This window comes from Actinoplanes sp. NPDC049548, assembly GCF_040676695.1.
In the GTDB taxonomy this organism is placed as follows: domain Bacteria; phylum Actinomycetota; class Actinomycetes; order Mycobacteriales; family Micromonosporaceae; genus Actinoplanes.
The window spans coordinates 81,672-96,272 of sequence record NZ_JBFAPM010000013.1; the positions used below are offsets into that span (position 1 = coordinate 81,672).

Consider the following 14,601-nt stretch of genomic DNA (forward strand, 5'->3'; position numbering starts at 1 on the left):
GCCGGAGGCATAATCGCGTGTTATGAGCGACGCCCTGATCGAGAGCCTCACCGCCGCGGTCGGTGCCCGGCCCGACGACCTGCCGCTGCGGCAGCACCTGGCGGAGCTGCTCGTGGCGGCCGGCCGGTCCGCCGAGGCGATCGGGCACGCCGCCCACATCCTGGCTCGCCACCCCGGTGACGAGGCGGCCCGGCGCGTGATGGCCGCCGCTCTCGGCCCAAGCCCCGCAGCGACTGATCGGGGTCCGGCAGCCGTCGCACAGGTGCCCCCGGCGCCCGAAGGGGTGGACTGGGATGCGCTGGAGAGCGAGTTCCGCGGCGTCGTGCCGCCGCGGTTCGTGACGGCCGGTGATGCCACCCGGCCGGTGGGCGGTGACGCCGAGCGCCCGGCCGTCACCCTGGCCGACGTCGGCGGCATGCAGCAGGTCAAGGAACGCCTCGAACTGTCGTTCCTCGGCCCGCTGCGCAACCCCCGGCTGCGCGGCCTCTACGGCAAGAGCCTGCGCGGCGGCCTGCTGCTGTAGGGCCCGCCGGGCTGCGGCAAGACCTTCCTCGCCCGGGCCGTGGCGGGGGAGATGGGTGCCGCCTTCCTGTCCCTGTCGATCGTCGACGTGCTGGCGATGTGGGTCGGCAGCTCCGAGCGAAACCTGCACGACCTGTTCTCGGCCGCCCGCGCGCACGCGCCGTGCGTGCTGTTCCTCGACGAGATCGACGCGCTCGGGCACAAGCGCAGCCAGCTGTCCTCCTCGGCGATGCGGACCCTGGTCAACCAGCTCCTGACCGAGCTCGACGGCATCGACGGCGGCAACGACGGCGTGTTCGTCCTGGCCGCCACGAACGCGCCGTGGGACGTCGACGCCGCTCTGCGCCGCCCGGGCCGTCTCGACCGCACGGTGCTGGTCCTGCCCCCGGACGAGCCGGCCCGCGCCGCCGTCCTCGAGTACCACCTGCGGGAGCGCCCCGTCGCCGGCGTCGACCTGCGCACGCTGGCCGCGGCCACCGACGGCTACTCGGGCGCCGACCTGGCCCACGTGTGCGAGACCGCTGCCGAGTACGCGATGCGCGACTCGCTGGCCACCGGCGAGGCGCGCATGATCACGCAGGACGACCTGGCCCGGGCGGTGCGCGAGTGCCGCCCGTCGACCGGCGCCTGGTTCGCGACCGCCCGCAACGTCGCGCTGTTCGGCAACCAGGCCGGCGAGTACGACGACCTGGCGGCGTACCTGAAGCAGCGCAAGCTCCTGTGACCGGGGAGGACGACCCCTACCGCCGGGCCCGGCACCTCGCCGAGGCGGGCCGCGACGCCGACGCGGAAGCGGAGCTGCGGGCCGCGCTGGCCGAGGAGCCGGGCGACGCGGACCTGCTCACCCTCCTCGGCTACGTGTTGCGCCGGCGCTGTGACTATCCGGGTGCCCTGCGGGCCTGCGACGCGGCGATCGCGGCCGGCCCGGCGCTCGCCGACGCCCACGCCGAGCGCGCCGAGTCCCTGATGGCGCTGGTCCGGGACGCGGACGCCATCGCCGCCGCGCGGGAGGCGGCTCGGCTCGCGCCGCAGGAGCCCGCCGGCCACCTCGTGCTGGCCCGCGCGCTGGCCGGCGCCGGACGGCACGACGAGGCCCGCGCGGCGGCCCGGCACGGCCTGTCGCTGGCACCCCAGTCGGTGGCGGCCCTGCTCACGGTCGCCGACGTGGAACGCCGTGCCGGCCGGCGCCAGGAAGCGGAACGAGCCGCGCGGGAGGCGCTCGCCATCGACCCGGAGAGCGCGTACGGCCGCTGGCTGCTGGCGATGCTCGACGCCGAGCGTCTGCGGGTCGGCCGTTCGCTGCGGGCGCTGCGGGAGGTGGCCCGCGACGATCCGGCCCGCCCGGACGTCATCTCGATGACCTGGCCGGTGCGCAGCCTGCTCAGCGCGCTGCGCCGCTGGCTTCCCGCAGCGGTGGCGCTGGTGGCGGTCGTGGCGTTCGCGGCACGGTGGTGGGCGCCCGCCGCCGGGGCGAGCCGGCTCCTCGCGGCCCTGTTCGCCGCCGTGGTGGCCGGCTTCGCGCTGCGGGTGCTCGTCCCGGCCGGCCGGCTCCCGTGGCGCTGCCTGCGCCTGGTGCCCGGGCCGCTGCGCCGGGTCACCGTCGGCCGGGCGGTCACCGTGGTCGCGATGGTGGCGCTGCTGTGCGCGTACGCGATGACGGGTCTGGGGTTGATCTTGATCCCTGCCCTGGTGGCGGCGCCGGTGCTGGGCGGGCTTCGCGCGGTGGAGCGGGAGCGACGGTGAGCCACGCCCGGCACCGCGCATGACGGTGCCGGGCAGGGGAGCGGCTCAGCAGTTGCGCAGCTCCGGCGACTGGTTCAGCAGCTGCCCCCGGGGCGACACGAACGCCTGGTAGCGGTCGCCGCCGACGGCCCCGAAGCGGAACGCCGCCACCCGGTGGCAGTTCTGGAACGCGAGCTTGGCGCCGAAGTGCCGCTCGAGGCCACCGCGGATGGCGTCGCTGGCCAGGGCGCGCAGGAGCTGGCCGCGCTCGGTCTCCGACGGCGGCGGCACCTCGTGGTCGGCGAACTCGCCGCCGTCGCGGTCCAGGTTCGCCATCACCGAGCTGACGACCTCCCAGGCGTACGGCAGCGAGGTGCGGACACAGTCGACGAACTCGGCGTCGGAGACCTCGCCACGTTCGGCCACGGCGAGCAGGTCGGGGGAGACGTTCAGGGACATGCGGTTCCTTCCGGACAGGGTGTCACCGGCCGGACGACCGGCGACGCGTCCATCTTGTTGACAACGGTTTTCGTTAGCAAGTACGCCGCGCCGGGAGTGACCCGAACTGACGACCCGGCGCGGCCGTGCTGGGCTGAGCACCGTGATCCTCGACTGGCCCGGCTGCCGCAACGCCCGCGACCTGGGCGGACTGCCCACGATGGACGGTTCGCGCATCCGCGCGGGCGCCCTGCTGCGATCGGACCATCACGCCCGGCTCAGCCCCGGGACGGTCGAGCGCATCCGGGCGGCCGGGATCGCCCGGGTGCTCGACCTGCGGTGGCCGCGCGAGCTCGCCGAACACCCCAGCCCGTTCGCCGGCGACCCGGGCTACGTCCACGTGCCGCTGCTGATGGACCCGATCAGCTACGAGTTCACCGAGGACTCGTACGGCCCGCTGCTCGACCACAACCAGCAGCGCGTGGCCAGCGCCTTCCGGGCGATCGCCGACGCGCCGCCCGGCGGTGTCGTCGTACACTGCAACGCCGGCCGGGACCGCACCGGGGCCCTGGTCGGGCTCGCGCTCGCCGTCGCCGGTGTCGCACCGGAGGTGATCGCCGAGGACTACGCGCTGACCGAGGACACTCCCGCCGTCGCGATGCTCAACACGCTGGCGTACGCCGACGAACGGTACGGCGGCGTCGAGGCGTACCTCCGGACGATCGGCGTCACCCAGCACGAGATCGACGCGGTCCGAGAGCGGCTGCGCGAGCCGGCGGCCTCCTAGCTTGCGTTCCACTCAGTTCGGCTCGGTGTTCTGCCCAAGGTGCGGGTCGGCCTACGCCCATGGTCGGTGACCGGGCAGATCCCGCGGCGACGAGCGGCGCACTGCCGATCTGAGAGTCCGTCTGGCGTCGAAAGTCAGAGCGGCCGCGATTGAGGTGCACATGCCGGCGTCGCCCTGGGCCTCGTTCCCTTTCCGCCGTGGTCGACGGCGGCTACCTCGCCGGTGCGGCACGACAAGCCGATCGGCCCGCGTCTGGTGCGCGGCCACCGCTTCGATCTTCCGCACTGCCGCCGGAGTCTTCGGCCGTCGGTGAAAAGCTGTGACGCAGCGTCCGGCCCCGCGCATTCCTCGTGGTGACACAGTGCGAGCTGCGGTGGTGGTCACGAAGGTGTGCCGCAACATGTGCGGGGCATCCGCGGAAGAACGATGCCTGCAGTTTCGGCCCGCCGCTTGAGGCGCAGAGATGCTGCGCGCCGTTCCATCCGCACGCCACCACCGTTCCGCAGGATCGGGCGACGACCGGTGGCAGCGGAACGAGCACGGTCTTTTCTCTTTATGTCGGGGACGCAGCCGGCACGCGCGAACTGCCGAGATCAGTGCGCCACAAGTAACAGTTTTCGTGGAGGGCCTCGTCCGGCTTTCCAGGGTGATCGGCGACCACCTTGCTGGTGCGTTTCGGCAATGGTCGAGGGTTGTATCACCCTGCGATGTTCGGACGCAGGGAAGCGGTGGGCAGGCTTCGACCGCGCCCGCTCTGTGGTCGTGGGGGACGCCCGGCGGAATCCGCGGCTGTCGCTCCCGGTGGGACATGACGGGCCGGCCGCCTGCTCCGCGGCCACCGCCTCGGGCCCGTGATCATTCGTGCTGGCGCTTTCCGCTCTGCCGTTCTGAGGTACGTGGCCGTGCCCCAGCCCCTCGTCTTGTGCGGGCTTCTCCGGCCGCTCGGGATGATCAGCAGTGTCAGCCGCATGCGTCATCCTGGCTGGCGCCCCGGGGTGGCCGTCACCGAGGAGGGGATCTCCGGCGCGGATGTCATCGGGGCCGGGGTGATCAGGGCAGGGGTCACGGCTCGGGGACTGATCCGCGACCACGCGCAGCCGGTGCAACCGTCGGGAATGACGTTGCATCAAGCCCCACGAGCGGTGCCGCTCATGCTCGCGCCGAAACTCGTCAGCCGCCGGCGAGTAATTGCGACGCAGCGCCCGGACCCGCACATTCTTCGTGGGGAACAATGCGAGCTGCGTCATCCCGCTATTGTCCCAGCCGCCTCCCCGAGGCACCGATAATAGCGGCGGATATTTCATATCCAGAAATGATCCGAAGTCGACTGGACGCTCAGCATGTCCGGCATGACGAAAACGCGACGGAGATCTCGGCCTGGCCCAGTTGATCAGTCGGCGCCAGCAGATGAGAACGCAGGCGGTCCGGCACCGGCCGCGGTCACGGAGCCTTGTCGGGCCACGGCGGCAGCAGGGACTCGATCAACTCCCGCAGGCCGTCATGGACGATCCACGTCTTGCTCATGCCCGTCGAACGAGACGGATCTTCATAGAGTGGAGCTGATCAACATCGATTCGGTAGATCGGGTTTGCGGGAGTTGGACCCGGCTCGGTCAACCGGGCTACTCATACCTTCTAGTCTGAAGAGGTTCTCCGGAAGCCCGGCCCGCGTACTAAAAGCGCCACACCGTTGAGGAGAGCGGCGTTGACGAGTGCGGCCGCCGCGATGCAGCCGATGAACACCCCGTCGTTGCCGTCCCATCTCGCAGCGATCGTCAACAGTGCATACGACCAGGGCGCGGTCATGAGCATCGTCCACATGAGGGCGAAGTCGGCGGTCGGCTGGCCCCACCTGGCGATCTCCACGAAAGCCCACACGATCGACGCACCCACGGCCGTCAGGTAGATCCGCGCGATCCAGCTACCGACGAACCACCGCAAGATCTTCATCGGGCGACAATGACCGATCAAGCAGGCAAGCGCCATGGTCTCGCCTGCATCCTCAGTTGCTGACGCCGACTGACCGACTCAACCCGCCAGGAGATTGTATTGGGAGCTTTCAGGCGTGTTTCATGAGCCGGTCAGAGCCTCTCGCTGGTGACGGTGATGGTCAGGACGGCTTGGAAGCGGACGGCCAACTTGTCGTAGCGAGTGGCTACGCCGCGGTGGCGTTTGAGTCGAACGATGCCGTTCTCGACGGCGTGGCGTAGCCGGTAGAGCTTGGGGTCGAACTTCGGTGGGCGTCCTCCCTTGGAGCCCTTGGCTCGGTTGGTGCAAGCCCTATCGGCTGGTATCAGTGCCGGACGCGGCCGGGCCCGGCGCGAGGCTGGTCATAGAGTCCACGCTGACTGTCCAGTCGATGCGGCATTGGGCGTCGCCGTGAGCCTGCAACGCGGTGAGGATCTTGTCCCGGGTCCGTCGCGCTGCCATCGGCGAAACAGCCCGTAGACCGTCGGCCAGGGCGCGTACGCGGCCGGGACGTCATGCCAGGGTGCGCCGATCCGGATCCGCCACCGGATCCGTTGTTGACTGCCGTTCTCCCACGTCGGCGGACGACCGTTGCCCGGCGGGTTCTCGATCACCGTCACGCCGTGACCTTCGGGCCAGCCACCCACTTCCGCAACACGCCTCGGATCGGGCGTCTTCATCCGCCGCCGACAACGCGCGGTTTGCACCGTTCCGGTCGCGCCTGGATCACCGTGCGTCACACAGCATATTCGGCGCGGGTGCGCCGGTGAACGTGTCCGGATGGCTTCGGGTCGGAGCTGGAGGCTGAGCGGGTGCCTAGCGGATCATGAGGGCTTGCGACGGGTCCAGCTCGGACGGTCGCCCCAGATCGAGGATGGGTCCACGTACGGGCCGGCGAGCATGGTCAGCTCCGGATCCCCGCGCCCGTGCAGCTCCTCCTGCGCGATCGAGCGGACGGTGCCCGCGAGGATGTTGGCCAGCTGCACCCTCGGCTCGGACTCGGCCGCGGCCAGCCGTACCCGCTGCAGCGTCAGCCCATCCTCGCGCAGCGTGCGTTGCAACCCTGCCACCCGCCCGGCGGGCAGCATCGTCTGCCGGTCGTGGAGGATCGTCACCGGACGCCCGTCGCCGCCCCAGCGCGCCACCGCCCGCAGCAGCGCGGGGATCAACGGGTCGAGGACCGACAGCGAAGGATCCTCTTTCATCCGTAAGCGCAGAGCCAGCGCCCGGTCCCGCGCGGCAGCGGCACCCATGCCGTCCCCGAGCACGGCGAAGAAGGCGTCGACCGGACCGCGCACGTCCTGGCGCTCCTTGCCGCGCAGGAGGTCGTTCGCGGCGACGAGCAGCCGGTTCCCGGTGACCAGGTGGTGCAGCTCGCCGGCCTCCGTGAGCACGAGCGCGCCGAGCCGGCCGAGGAGGTAGCGCACCTTGTCGATGAGGAACAGGTGCGCGTTGCGGAACAGTGGGCTCGAAGGCCCGAGGAGCCAGACCAGCACCGCGCGGTGCTTCTCGCGCAGCAGGTGGTTGGCTTTGTACTCGGTAGCGGGGGAGCGGATCCGCCGCCGCAGCTCCCGTAGGCACTCCACCGCGACGTCGTCGGGCAGGTGCACGCCCGCGTGCGCGAAGACGTCGGTGGTGGTGCCCACGAGCCTCTCGCCCTCGTACCCGGACTCGTCGCACGCGATCTCGACCGCCTCCACCCGGCGATTATCCCCGGTCTGGAAATAGTTCTAGAACTCTCCTCGGAGATATGACATGCTCGTGGAAGAGTTATAGAACTTTGGAGGCCCATCATGACCCTCGCCCTGTCCCGTGCCATGCGCGCACCGGCGGCCGGCGGCCGCTTCGGCGCGTTCGGCGGGCGGTTCGTGCCCGAGTCGCTGGTCCCGGCCTGCGCCGAGCTCGAGGACGCCTTTCGCGAAGCGTGGGCCGATCCCGCCTTCCGGCAGCAGCTCGACACGTTCCGGGCCGTGTACGCCGGACGCCCGACCGCACTCACCCCCGCCTGGAACCTCTCCGCCGAGCTGGGCGTCACCCTGCTCCTCAAGCGCGAGGACCTCGCGCACACCGGCTCGCACAAGATCAACAACGTGCTCGGCCAGGCGCTGCTGGCCCGCCGGATGGGCAAGACCCGCCTGATCGCCGAGACCGGCGCCGGCCAGCACGGCGTCGCCACCGCCACCGCCGCGGCGCTGTTCGGCCTGCGCGCAACCGTGTTCATGGGCTCGCGCGACATCGAGCGGCAGGCCCTCAACGTCTTCCGGATGAACCTGCTGGGCGCCGAGGTCGTGCCGGTCACCAGCGGCAGCCGGACGCTCAAGGACGCGACCAACGAGGCGATGCGCCAGTGGGTGTCGTGCGTCGAGGACACCCACTTCTGCCTGGGGTCGGTCGCCGGACCCCACCCGTACCCGTGGATGGTCCGCGAGTTCCAGCGGGTGATCGGCGACGAGGCCCGCCGGCAGTGCGCGGCCGAGCTGCCGGCCGGCGCGCCCGACGTCGTGGTGGCCTGCGTCGGCGGCGGCTCCAACGCCGCCGGCACGTTCGCGGGCTTCGTCGACACCGGCGCGCGCCTGGTCGGGGTCGAGGCGGCGGGCGGTGCCGCGATGACCGACGGCAGACCCGGCGTGGTCCACGGGTCGCGGTCGATGGTGCTCCAGGACGACGACGGGCAGATCGCCGAGGCGCACTCGGTCGCGGCGGGCCTGGACTATCCCGGCGTCGGGCCGGAGCACGCCCACCTGGGCGACGCCGGACGCGCCGAGTACGTCACCGTGACCGACGACGAGGTGCTGGACGCGGTCCGGCGCCTGGCCCGGGCCGAGGGCATCATCTGCGCCCTCGAGTCCGCGCACGCCGTGGCATGGGTGCTGCGGGCGGCCGGCACGCGGGACCTGCCCCGCGGGTCGACGGTGCTGCTGACCCTGTCGGGCCGCGGTGACAAGGACATGGCGCAGCTGCGGGACATGGGAGGTCTCGGGTGACCGCGCTCACGGCCGCCTTCCGGGCCGCCCGGCGTCCGCTGCTCGTGCCGTACGTCACCGGTGGCCTGACCCCGGACTGGACCGGCTACGTCCTCGCCTGCCAGGAGGCCGGGGCGGACGCGATCGAGATCGGGCTCCCGTTCTCGGACCCGATGCTGGACGGCACCACGATCCAGCAGGCCTCCGACCGCGCGCTCGCCCGCGGCGCCACGGCCGAGGGCGTCCTCACCGACCTGGCCGCGGTGTCGGACCGGCTGCGGGTGCCGGTCATCGTGATGACCTACGCCAACCTGGCGCTGCGAGTGGGCGTGCACCGGCTCGCGCAGGCCGGCGTGTCCGGGCTGATCGTGCCGGACCTGCCGCTGGAGGAGTCGCCCGGGCTCGAGGCCGAGGCGGCCGCGGCCGGTGTCGACCTCATCCTGCTCGCCGCGCCGTCCACCCCCGACGACCGGCTCCGGGAGATCTGCGCCCGCAGCCGCGGCTTCGTGTACGCCGTCAGCGTCATGGGCACGACCGGCGAACGGGAGAGCCTTCCGCCCAGCGCCGCCGAGCTCGCCCGCCGCGTCCGGAGCGCGACGACGGCGCTGCCCGTGCTGATCGGTTTCGGGGTGTCGACACCCGAGCAGGCCGCCGAGGCGGGACGCGCCGGGGACGGTGTGGTCGTCGCGTCGGCGCTCATGCGTAGGGTGCTCAGCGGGGCCACGGCCGATGATCTCCGGCGCGACGTCGCGGCCCTGCGCGCCGCGCTCGACCTGGGGGTGCCCACTGGAACGCCGTACGCCGAAGTATCAGGCGATCGCCGACGACCTGACCGCGAAGATCCGCGCCGGTGAGCTGGCGCCGGGCTCGATGCTGCCGCCGCAGAAGGCCCTGAGCTCCACGTACGGCGTGACGCTCGCGACCCTGCGGCAGGCGCTGCAACGGCTCGAGGAGGAGGGGCTGGTCTCCCAGGAGCCGGGGCGCGGCACGTTCGTCGCCTCGCCCCGGCTCACCTACCGCCTGGACTCGCTGCGCGGCCTGGCCGAGGACCTCAAGGCCCAGGGGCAGGTGGTCACCACCCAGATCCTCGGCCAGGAGCTGCGCCGCCCGCCCGCCTGGGTGGCCGCGCACCTCGGTGTGCCGGCGACCCGGAGGATCCTGCGCTTGGAGCGGCTGCGCCTGCTGGCCGGCCGGCCCGCGGTGCACCAGCTGTCCTGGGCCCCGGATCGCGACGGGGTGGGGCTGGCGGGCCTGGACTACAGCGGCGCTTCCCTGTACGCAGTGTTCGCCGCCCACGGGGTCGTGGTGCACCGCGCGTCGGAGGCGCTGCGTCCGGCCCTGCTCGAGGAGGAGCTCGCCGGGCTGATGCGTCAGCCGGCCGGGCTGCCGGTGTTCGTCTCCGACCGGGTCACGCTCGGCCTCGACGACCGCCCCATCCTGTTCGACCGGGCCACCATCCTCGGCACGGTCATGGAGATCCGCACGGAACGCGCCGCTACGGGCGTCTCTCTGCAGTGGACCCGGCGCGGATCGCGGTGAGACCCCAGGTCGTGTATGGGAGCGTGACGACGCCACCCAGGTCGTCGACCGCCGAGCCGACGGCCGCCAGCACCGGTGCCAGGCGCTCAGCCGGCAGCCCGCTGAGCCCGCCCGACGTCGGCACGAGGCGCAGCAGCTCGTCGCGGGTGTACAAGCGCTCCCAGTCGTAGCGCCACAGCTCCGGCTCGCCGAACCCGCCCGCCTCGCGGATCCCGTCGGCGGCGCGGGCGTACAGGGCTCGGTAGCCGTCCCGGATGGAGCGGCCGTCGAACGCGATCGGCGAGGCCGGGTCGAGCCGCCGGTACGCCTCGGCCAGCGCCTGCGCCACGGTGGGCGGGAGCTCGAACACATGCCCGAACGGCGCCAGCACCCCGCCGGGCCGTAACACCCGCGCCGCCCCGGTCGCGCCCACCACCGGATCGATCCAGTGCCACGCCGTGCCGGAGACGACGGCGTCGAAGACACGTCCGGCAGGCTCCCACTCCTCGAAGGTCGCGACCTCGACCTCGACCCCGGCCGCCCGGGCGAAACCGGCCATCCGCGGGTCCGGTTCGACGCCGAGAACCGTGCAGCCGGCGGCCCGGAACTGGCGCGCCACGATCCCGGTGCCGCATCCCACGTCGAGGAAGTTCCCGCCCGGAGCGGCGGCCAGGATGCGCTCGATCACGGCGTCCGGATACGCCGGGCGAGCCTCGTCGTACCGGGCGGGATCGGCCCCGAACGACTCGGCGACGCGACGGTGCCGGTGCGGGGGCTCCGGTAGAGTGACCATGTGCCCACTCTAGTGGGCGACTGCCCACTAAAGCTACGGAGGTGCGCCCGGTGCCGACCGGCGTAGCCCTGCAGGACCCACGGCAGCAGCTGTTCGACGCCGCCGTGCGGGTGCTCGTCCGCGACGGCGCCACCGGCCTGACGAGCCGGGCGGTGACCACCGAGGCCGGCGTCGCCAAGGGTGTTCTGCACCGCCACTTCGCCGACTTCGACGCCTTCCTCGCCGACCTGGTGCGCGACCGCATCGCCCGGATCGAGGCCCAGGGGGCCGCCCTGCGTGACGCGGCCGGCAGCGGCACCGTCGCCGGCAACCTGACCCACGCCCTGGCCAGCCTCTTCGACCCGGTCACGGTGGCGATCGTCGTCCTCGTCATCGCCCGTGACGAGCTGCGGGCCCGGCTGCGCGCGGCCGGCACCGCCCGCTTCCCGCTCGTCGGAGAGGGCACGGCCATGGTCGCCGGCTACCTCACGGCCGAGCGGGACCTGGGCCGGATCTCGCCCGGGGCGGACGTCGGCACGCTGGCCCCCACCGTGATCGGCGCCGCGCACCTGCTGTTCACCGAGCACAAGGACGACCCGCCCGGCCAGGACGCCGTCCGCAGGGTCGTCACCACCGTGCTGGCCGGCTCCCTGCGCTGACCCCGCGGTCAGGGGCCGCTGGGCAGCTCGGCGTCGTGCACGAGGATCGCCACCTGGACCGGGTTGTTCAGGTCGAGATTGGCCGGCAGCCGGGACACGTGGCCCTTCACGGTCGGCAGGCTCATGCCCAGCTCGGCGGCGATCTCCGCATTGGACCGCCCCCCTGCCCAGCGCCGTGGCCACCTCGCGCTCGCGGTCGGTGAGCCGGTCCAGGCGCTCGCGAGCACCGTCGCGCCGCGGTCCCGCCGCAGGGTCGGCCACGTGGTCGATCAGTTGCCGGATGACGGCCGATCGTGATCGACGTGCCGCAGTACACGCTGCTGCAGAAGGCGCACACGCTGACCGCCGTGCCGTGCTTGCCCGGGCGCTCAGCTCGTGACGTCGCGTCCGGCGAAACGCGCCCAGGCCGCCGACAGGAACACCGCGATGTACGCGCCCGCCGAGAGCAGCCCCGGCCCGAGCGCCCCCCACGACACCGGATCGCGCAGCAGCTCCCCGAAGTCCTGCCAGTGCCGCGTCAGTAGGTACGGATGCAGCCAGTCCAGCTGCGGCACCTGCCCCAGCACCGCGCTCGCCACGGTGAGCATGGTCAGCGCGATGGTCGCACCCATCGGCTGCTCGGTCAGCGTCGACAGGAACAGCCCCACCGCCCCCAGCGCCGCCAGGCACACGCCCAGGTACAGGCAGACGGCGAGCAGCCGCAGCACCGCCGGGCCGAAGCCGATGGTGCTGCCCGACAGCGTCGTGACGTCACCGCCGCCGAACAGGAGCAGGCCGACGACCAGGCCCGAGACCGCCACCGTCAGCGGGGCCACGAATGCGCCCAGGACGATGCCCGCGTACTTGACCGCCAGCAGCCGGGTCCGGGCCACCGGCACGGTCAGCAGGTAGCGCAGGGTGCCCTGGTTGGCCTCGCCCGCGACGGCGTCACCGGCCAGCATGGCGATCGCGATCGGCAGGAACAGGGTGAGCTCGACGCCGAGCGCCGCCAGGGCGACGAAGAAGCCGTTGCCGGTGATCTGGTTGAAGAAGTCAGGCCCCTGGCCGCCCTCGCGCCCGCCGGGCGTGGTGACCTTCATCGCGACGGCGAGCACGACCGGTACGGCCGCCAGCGCCGCCAGCCCGACCTGGTTGCGCCGCCGCACCGCGATGAGGCGCAGCTCCGACAGCAGGAACCGCGGCGACACCTGCGTGTCAGTCCGAGACATCGAACCCCCTGCCGGTCAGCTGGACGAACACGTCCTCGAGGCTGGGCGCCTCCACGGCGAAGCCGCGGACGGCCACCCCGTCGTGCACCAGCGCCGCCACGACCTTCTCCGGGGCCACCGCGCCGAGCCGGCCGGTGGCATCCGACGCCGTCTCGGCGACCTCGGTCAGGCCGAGCGTGCGCAGCACCCGCGCGGCCTCGGCCGGCTGGTCGGTGAGCACCCGGGCCTGCGGCGCCGCGTCGGACCGCAGCTGGGCCAGCGGTTCCTGGGCCACGAGCCGGCCGCGGTGCATGACGCCCACGTGGGTGCAGATCTGTTCGACCTCGGCGAGCAGGTGCGTGCTGAGCAGCACCGTGGCCCCCTCGGCGGCGAGCGCGCCGACCAGGGTGCGGACCTCGCGGGTGCCCTGCGGGTCGAGGCCGTTGGTCGGCTCGTCCAGCACGAGCAGCTCCCGCGGCATGAGCAGCGCGGCCGCGATGCCCAGGCGCTGCTTCATGCCGAGCGAGAAGGTGCGGTACCGCTTGCCGGCGGCGGCCGCCAGGCCCACCCGGTCCAGCGCCGCGCCGATCCGGGCCTCCGCCGTGCGCCGCGGCGCCGTGCGGTCCGCCGCGTCGAGGCGCCGCAGGTTGTCCCGGCCCGACAGGTACGGGTGGAAGCCGGGTCCCTCGACCAGCGCCCCCACCCGGGGCAGCACGCCGGCGGCGCGGTCCGGCATGGCCTCGCCGAGCAGGTGGTGCCCGCCGGCGGTCGGGCTGATCAGGCCGAGCAGCATCCGGATGGTGGTCGTCTTGCCGGAGCCGTTGGGGCCCAGGAAGCCGTACACGGCCCCGCGGGGGACAGCCAGGTCGACGGCGTCCACCGCGACCTGGCTGCCGAACCGCTTGGTCAGCCCGTGGGAAGCGACCGCGAGGTCGGTCACTTGCCCGCTGCCTCGTACAGCTTCTCCGGGGCGACGGCGCCGACGAGGACCCGGCCGTCGTCGGTGAGCAGGGCGCTGAACAGGGCGCTCTGCAGCAGGCGGCCGCTGCCCCAGGTGCCGCTCACCTTCGGCAGGGCACCGGTGACCGCGTCCAGGTCCGGCGTACCCTTGCCGGCCTCGGCGCCGTCACCCTTCGGCAGCTTCGTGACCAGCACCGACGTCCAGCCCTTGCCGACGACCTTCGTGCCCTGCGGAGCCTCCGGCTTGCCGGGGGCCTCCTTCCGCGCCTTGTCGCGCTGCTTCTCCAGGTCGGTTCCGCTCGGGGTGTCGACCTTCGCGCCGGGCGGCGGGTTGAAGGTGAACTGCTCCGGGTCCGGCTGGGCGAAGCTGACCTGCTGGAACGCGATGCGGACGGCCGGCTTGGTGGCGCCCTTGGCGTAGACGTCCACACCGAGCGGGATGTGCTGCTCGGCGTCGATCGCCAGCCGCACCTGCCCCACCAGCGACGCCGTGTCGCGCGGCTGGAGGATCAGTTCGTACGCGGCGCGCCCGGCGACCTCCGCGGCACCGGTCGTGCTGACCGCCGTGGTCGGGTCGATGGCCGCCAGCGCGGCGTCCGCGGCCTCCTGCGGCGTCGACGGGATGCCCTGCGGCAGCGTCTTCTGCTCGTGCTTCGCGTCCGCGGGGATCGTGACGTGCGTGGCCGAGTTGTCGTTGCTGCGCCACACCCACACGTCGGAGCCGTTGCGGATGACGTCCGTCTCGCCGAGCGTGCCGAGCACCGCGAGGCGGACCTTGTCCTCGCCGGAGTACCAGACCCGCGCGGTGTTGCTGCCCGCGACCAGCTTCATGAGGTCGGCGTTGGTGCCGGCGCCGCCGGTGACGCCCGGCAGCGAGGGCAGGCCCAGGTCCGCGGTCTGCACGATCGTGCCCGACAGCCCGCTGATCTTGGCCGTCTGCACGTCCACCAGCAGTTGTGCCGCGCTGCGCTCGGGCAGCGTCGGGTCCGCGCTCGCGGCGATCGTGCCGGCCGCAGCGCCGCCCCCGATGACCACGACCGCAGCGGCCGCCGGAACCAGCCAGCGCAGCGCCGGCCTCGACTTGAAGACACTCACGATGTCCACCT

General features: G+C 72.8%; 16 protein-coding genes and 3 pseudogenes. 9 read left to right on the forward strand and 10 right to left on the reverse strand.

Annotation, left to right across the window (positions count from 1 at the left end; translation table 11 throughout):
• The first annotated feature begins 22 nt into the window (after nt 1-22).
• The 4 genes and pseudogenes from AB0J80_RS24600 to AB0J80_RS24615 all read left to right on the forward strand — a co-directional run bounded on the left by AB0J80_RS24600 (nt 23) and on the right by AB0J80_RS24615 (nt 2,265).
• Entirely contained in the window at nt 23-523 is a 501-nt protein-coding gene (locus AB0J80_RS24600; RefSeq protein WP_364709026.1) for a tetratricopeptide repeat protein, read from the forward strand.
• Nucleotides 524-535: 12 nt separating this feature from the next.
• Nucleotides 536-886 (forward strand): annotated as a pseudogene (locus tag AB0J80_RS24605) (AAA family ATPase); the annotation flags it as partial.
• Between the two features lie 6 nt (nt 887-892).
• Entirely contained in the window at nt 893-1,246 is a 354-nt protein-coding gene (locus tag AB0J80_RS24610; RefSeq protein WP_364709430.1) for an ATP-binding protein, read from the forward strand.
• Nucleotides 1,243-2,265: a tetratricopeptide repeat protein gene (locus AB0J80_RS24615; protein ID WP_364709028.1), complete on the forward strand. Its 1,023-nt coding sequence runs from the start codon at nt 1,243-1,245 to the stop codon at nt 2,263-2,265. Before AB0J80_RS24610 ends, AB0J80_RS24615 begins: the two co-directional genes overlap by 4 nt.
• A 45-nt stretch (nt 2,266-2,310) precedes the next feature.
• On the opposite strand, the gene AB0J80_RS24620 is transcribed toward AB0J80_RS24615, so the two are convergent.
• Nucleotides 2,311-2,703, reverse strand: coding sequence for an SCO5389 family protein (locus tag AB0J80_RS24620; protein ID WP_364709031.1), 393 nt, complete (start codon nt 2,701-2,703; stop codon nt 2,311-2,313).
• A 142-nt stretch (nt 2,704-2,845) separates the two neighbouring features.
• On the opposite strand from AB0J80_RS24620, the gene AB0J80_RS24625 reads away from it, so the two are divergent.
• Nucleotides 2,846-3,469, forward strand: a complete 624-nt coding sequence (locus AB0J80_RS24625; RefSeq protein WP_364709034.1) for a tyrosine-protein phosphatase — start codon at nt 2,846-2,848, stop codon at nt 3,467-3,469.
• Nucleotides 3,470-5,103: 1,634 nt separating this feature from the next.
• On the opposite strand, the gene AB0J80_RS24630 is transcribed toward AB0J80_RS24625, so the two are convergent.
• From AB0J80_RS24630 to AB0J80_RS24645, 4 genes and pseudogenes are all read right to left on the reverse strand, one after another.
• Entirely contained in the window at nt 5,104-5,418 is a 315-nt protein-coding gene (locus tag AB0J80_RS24630) for a hypothetical protein (protein ID WP_364709036.1), read from the reverse strand.
• Between the two features lie 131 nt (nt 5,419-5,549).
• Nucleotides 5,550-5,705: pseudogene (locus AB0J80_RS24635) on the reverse strand (IS5/IS1182 family transposase); the annotation flags it as partial.
• A 93-nt stretch (nt 5,706-5,798) separates the two neighbouring features.
• Entirely contained in the window at nt 5,799-6,116 is a 318-nt protein-coding gene (locus AB0J80_RS24640) for a transposase (RefSeq protein WP_364709040.1), read from the reverse strand.
• 144 nt (nt 6,117-6,260) lie between these two features.
• Nucleotides 6,261-7,136 carry a hypothetical protein gene (locus tag AB0J80_RS24645; protein ID WP_364709043.1) on the reverse strand — a complete coding sequence of 292 codons (876 nt, stop codon included), beginning with the start codon at nt 7,134-7,136 and terminating at the stop codon, nt 6,261-6,263.
• A gap of 93 nt (nt 7,137-7,229) precedes the next feature.
• On the opposite strand from AB0J80_RS24645, the gene trpB reads away from it, so the two are divergent.
• Genes trpB through AB0J80_RS24660 form a run of 3 tightly spaced genes read left to right on the forward strand, consistent with a single transcriptional unit; the run spans nt 7,230 to nt 9,938 of the window.
• Nucleotides 7,230-8,420 (forward strand): tryptophan synthase subunit beta, encoded by a 1,191-nt coding sequence (gene trpB, locus AB0J80_RS24650; RefSeq protein WP_364709046.1) that lies wholly within the window; start codon nt 7,230-7,232, stop codon nt 8,418-8,420.
• Complete coding sequence (gene trpA, locus AB0J80_RS24655) at nt 8,417-9,253, forward strand: tryptophan synthase subunit alpha (protein ID WP_364709048.1); 837 nt, start codon at nt 8,417-8,419, stop codon at nt 9,251-9,253. The genes trpB and trpA overlap by 4 nt, the downstream gene beginning before the upstream one ends.
• Nucleotide 9,254: 1 nt before the next feature.
• Nucleotides 9,255-9,938, forward strand: coding sequence for a GntR family transcriptional regulator (locus AB0J80_RS24660; RefSeq protein WP_364709433.1), 684 nt, complete (start codon nt 9,255-9,257; stop codon nt 9,936-9,938).
• On the opposite strand, the gene AB0J80_RS24665 is transcribed toward AB0J80_RS24660, so the two are convergent.
• Entirely contained in the window at nt 9,895-10,710 is an 816-nt protein-coding gene (locus AB0J80_RS24665; RefSeq protein ID WP_364709051.1) for a class I SAM-dependent methyltransferase, read from the reverse strand. The two genes, AB0J80_RS24660 and AB0J80_RS24665, sit on opposite strands and share 44 nt — an antisense overlap.
• A 50-nt stretch (nt 10,711-10,760) precedes the next feature.
• Here AB0J80_RS24665 and AB0J80_RS24670 point away from each other — a divergent pair, with 50 nt between their 5' ends.
• Nucleotides 10,761-11,348, forward strand: coding sequence for a TetR family transcriptional regulator (locus AB0J80_RS24670; RefSeq protein WP_364709053.1), 588 nt, complete (start codon nt 10,761-10,763; stop codon nt 11,346-11,348).
• An 8-nt stretch (nt 11,349-11,356) separates the two neighbouring features.
• On the opposite strand, the pseudogene AB0J80_RS24675 reads toward AB0J80_RS24670, so the two are convergent.
• From AB0J80_RS24675 to AB0J80_RS24690, 4 genes and pseudogenes are all read right to left on the reverse strand, one after another.
• Nucleotides 11,357-11,588: pseudogene (locus AB0J80_RS24675) on the reverse strand (LuxR C-terminal-related transcriptional regulator); the annotation flags it as partial.
• A 128-nt stretch (nt 11,589-11,716) separates the two neighbouring features.
• A complete protein-coding gene (locus tag AB0J80_RS24680; RefSeq protein WP_364709056.1) occupies nt 11,717-12,556 on the reverse strand; it encodes an ABC transporter permease in 840 nt (279 codons plus the stop codon).
• Nucleotides 12,543-13,475: an ABC transporter ATP-binding protein gene (locus tag AB0J80_RS24685; protein ID WP_364709059.1), complete on the reverse strand. Its 933-nt coding sequence runs from the start codon at nt 13,473-13,475 to the stop codon at nt 12,543-12,545. The genes AB0J80_RS24680 and AB0J80_RS24685 overlap by 14 nt, the downstream gene beginning before the upstream one ends.
• Complete coding sequence (locus AB0J80_RS24690) at nt 13,472-14,590, reverse strand: hypothetical protein (RefSeq protein WP_364709061.1); 1,119 nt, start codon at nt 14,588-14,590, stop codon at nt 13,472-13,474. Before AB0J80_RS24690 ends, AB0J80_RS24685 begins: the two co-directional genes overlap by 4 nt.
• Nucleotides 14,591-14,601 lie beyond the last annotated feature (11 nt).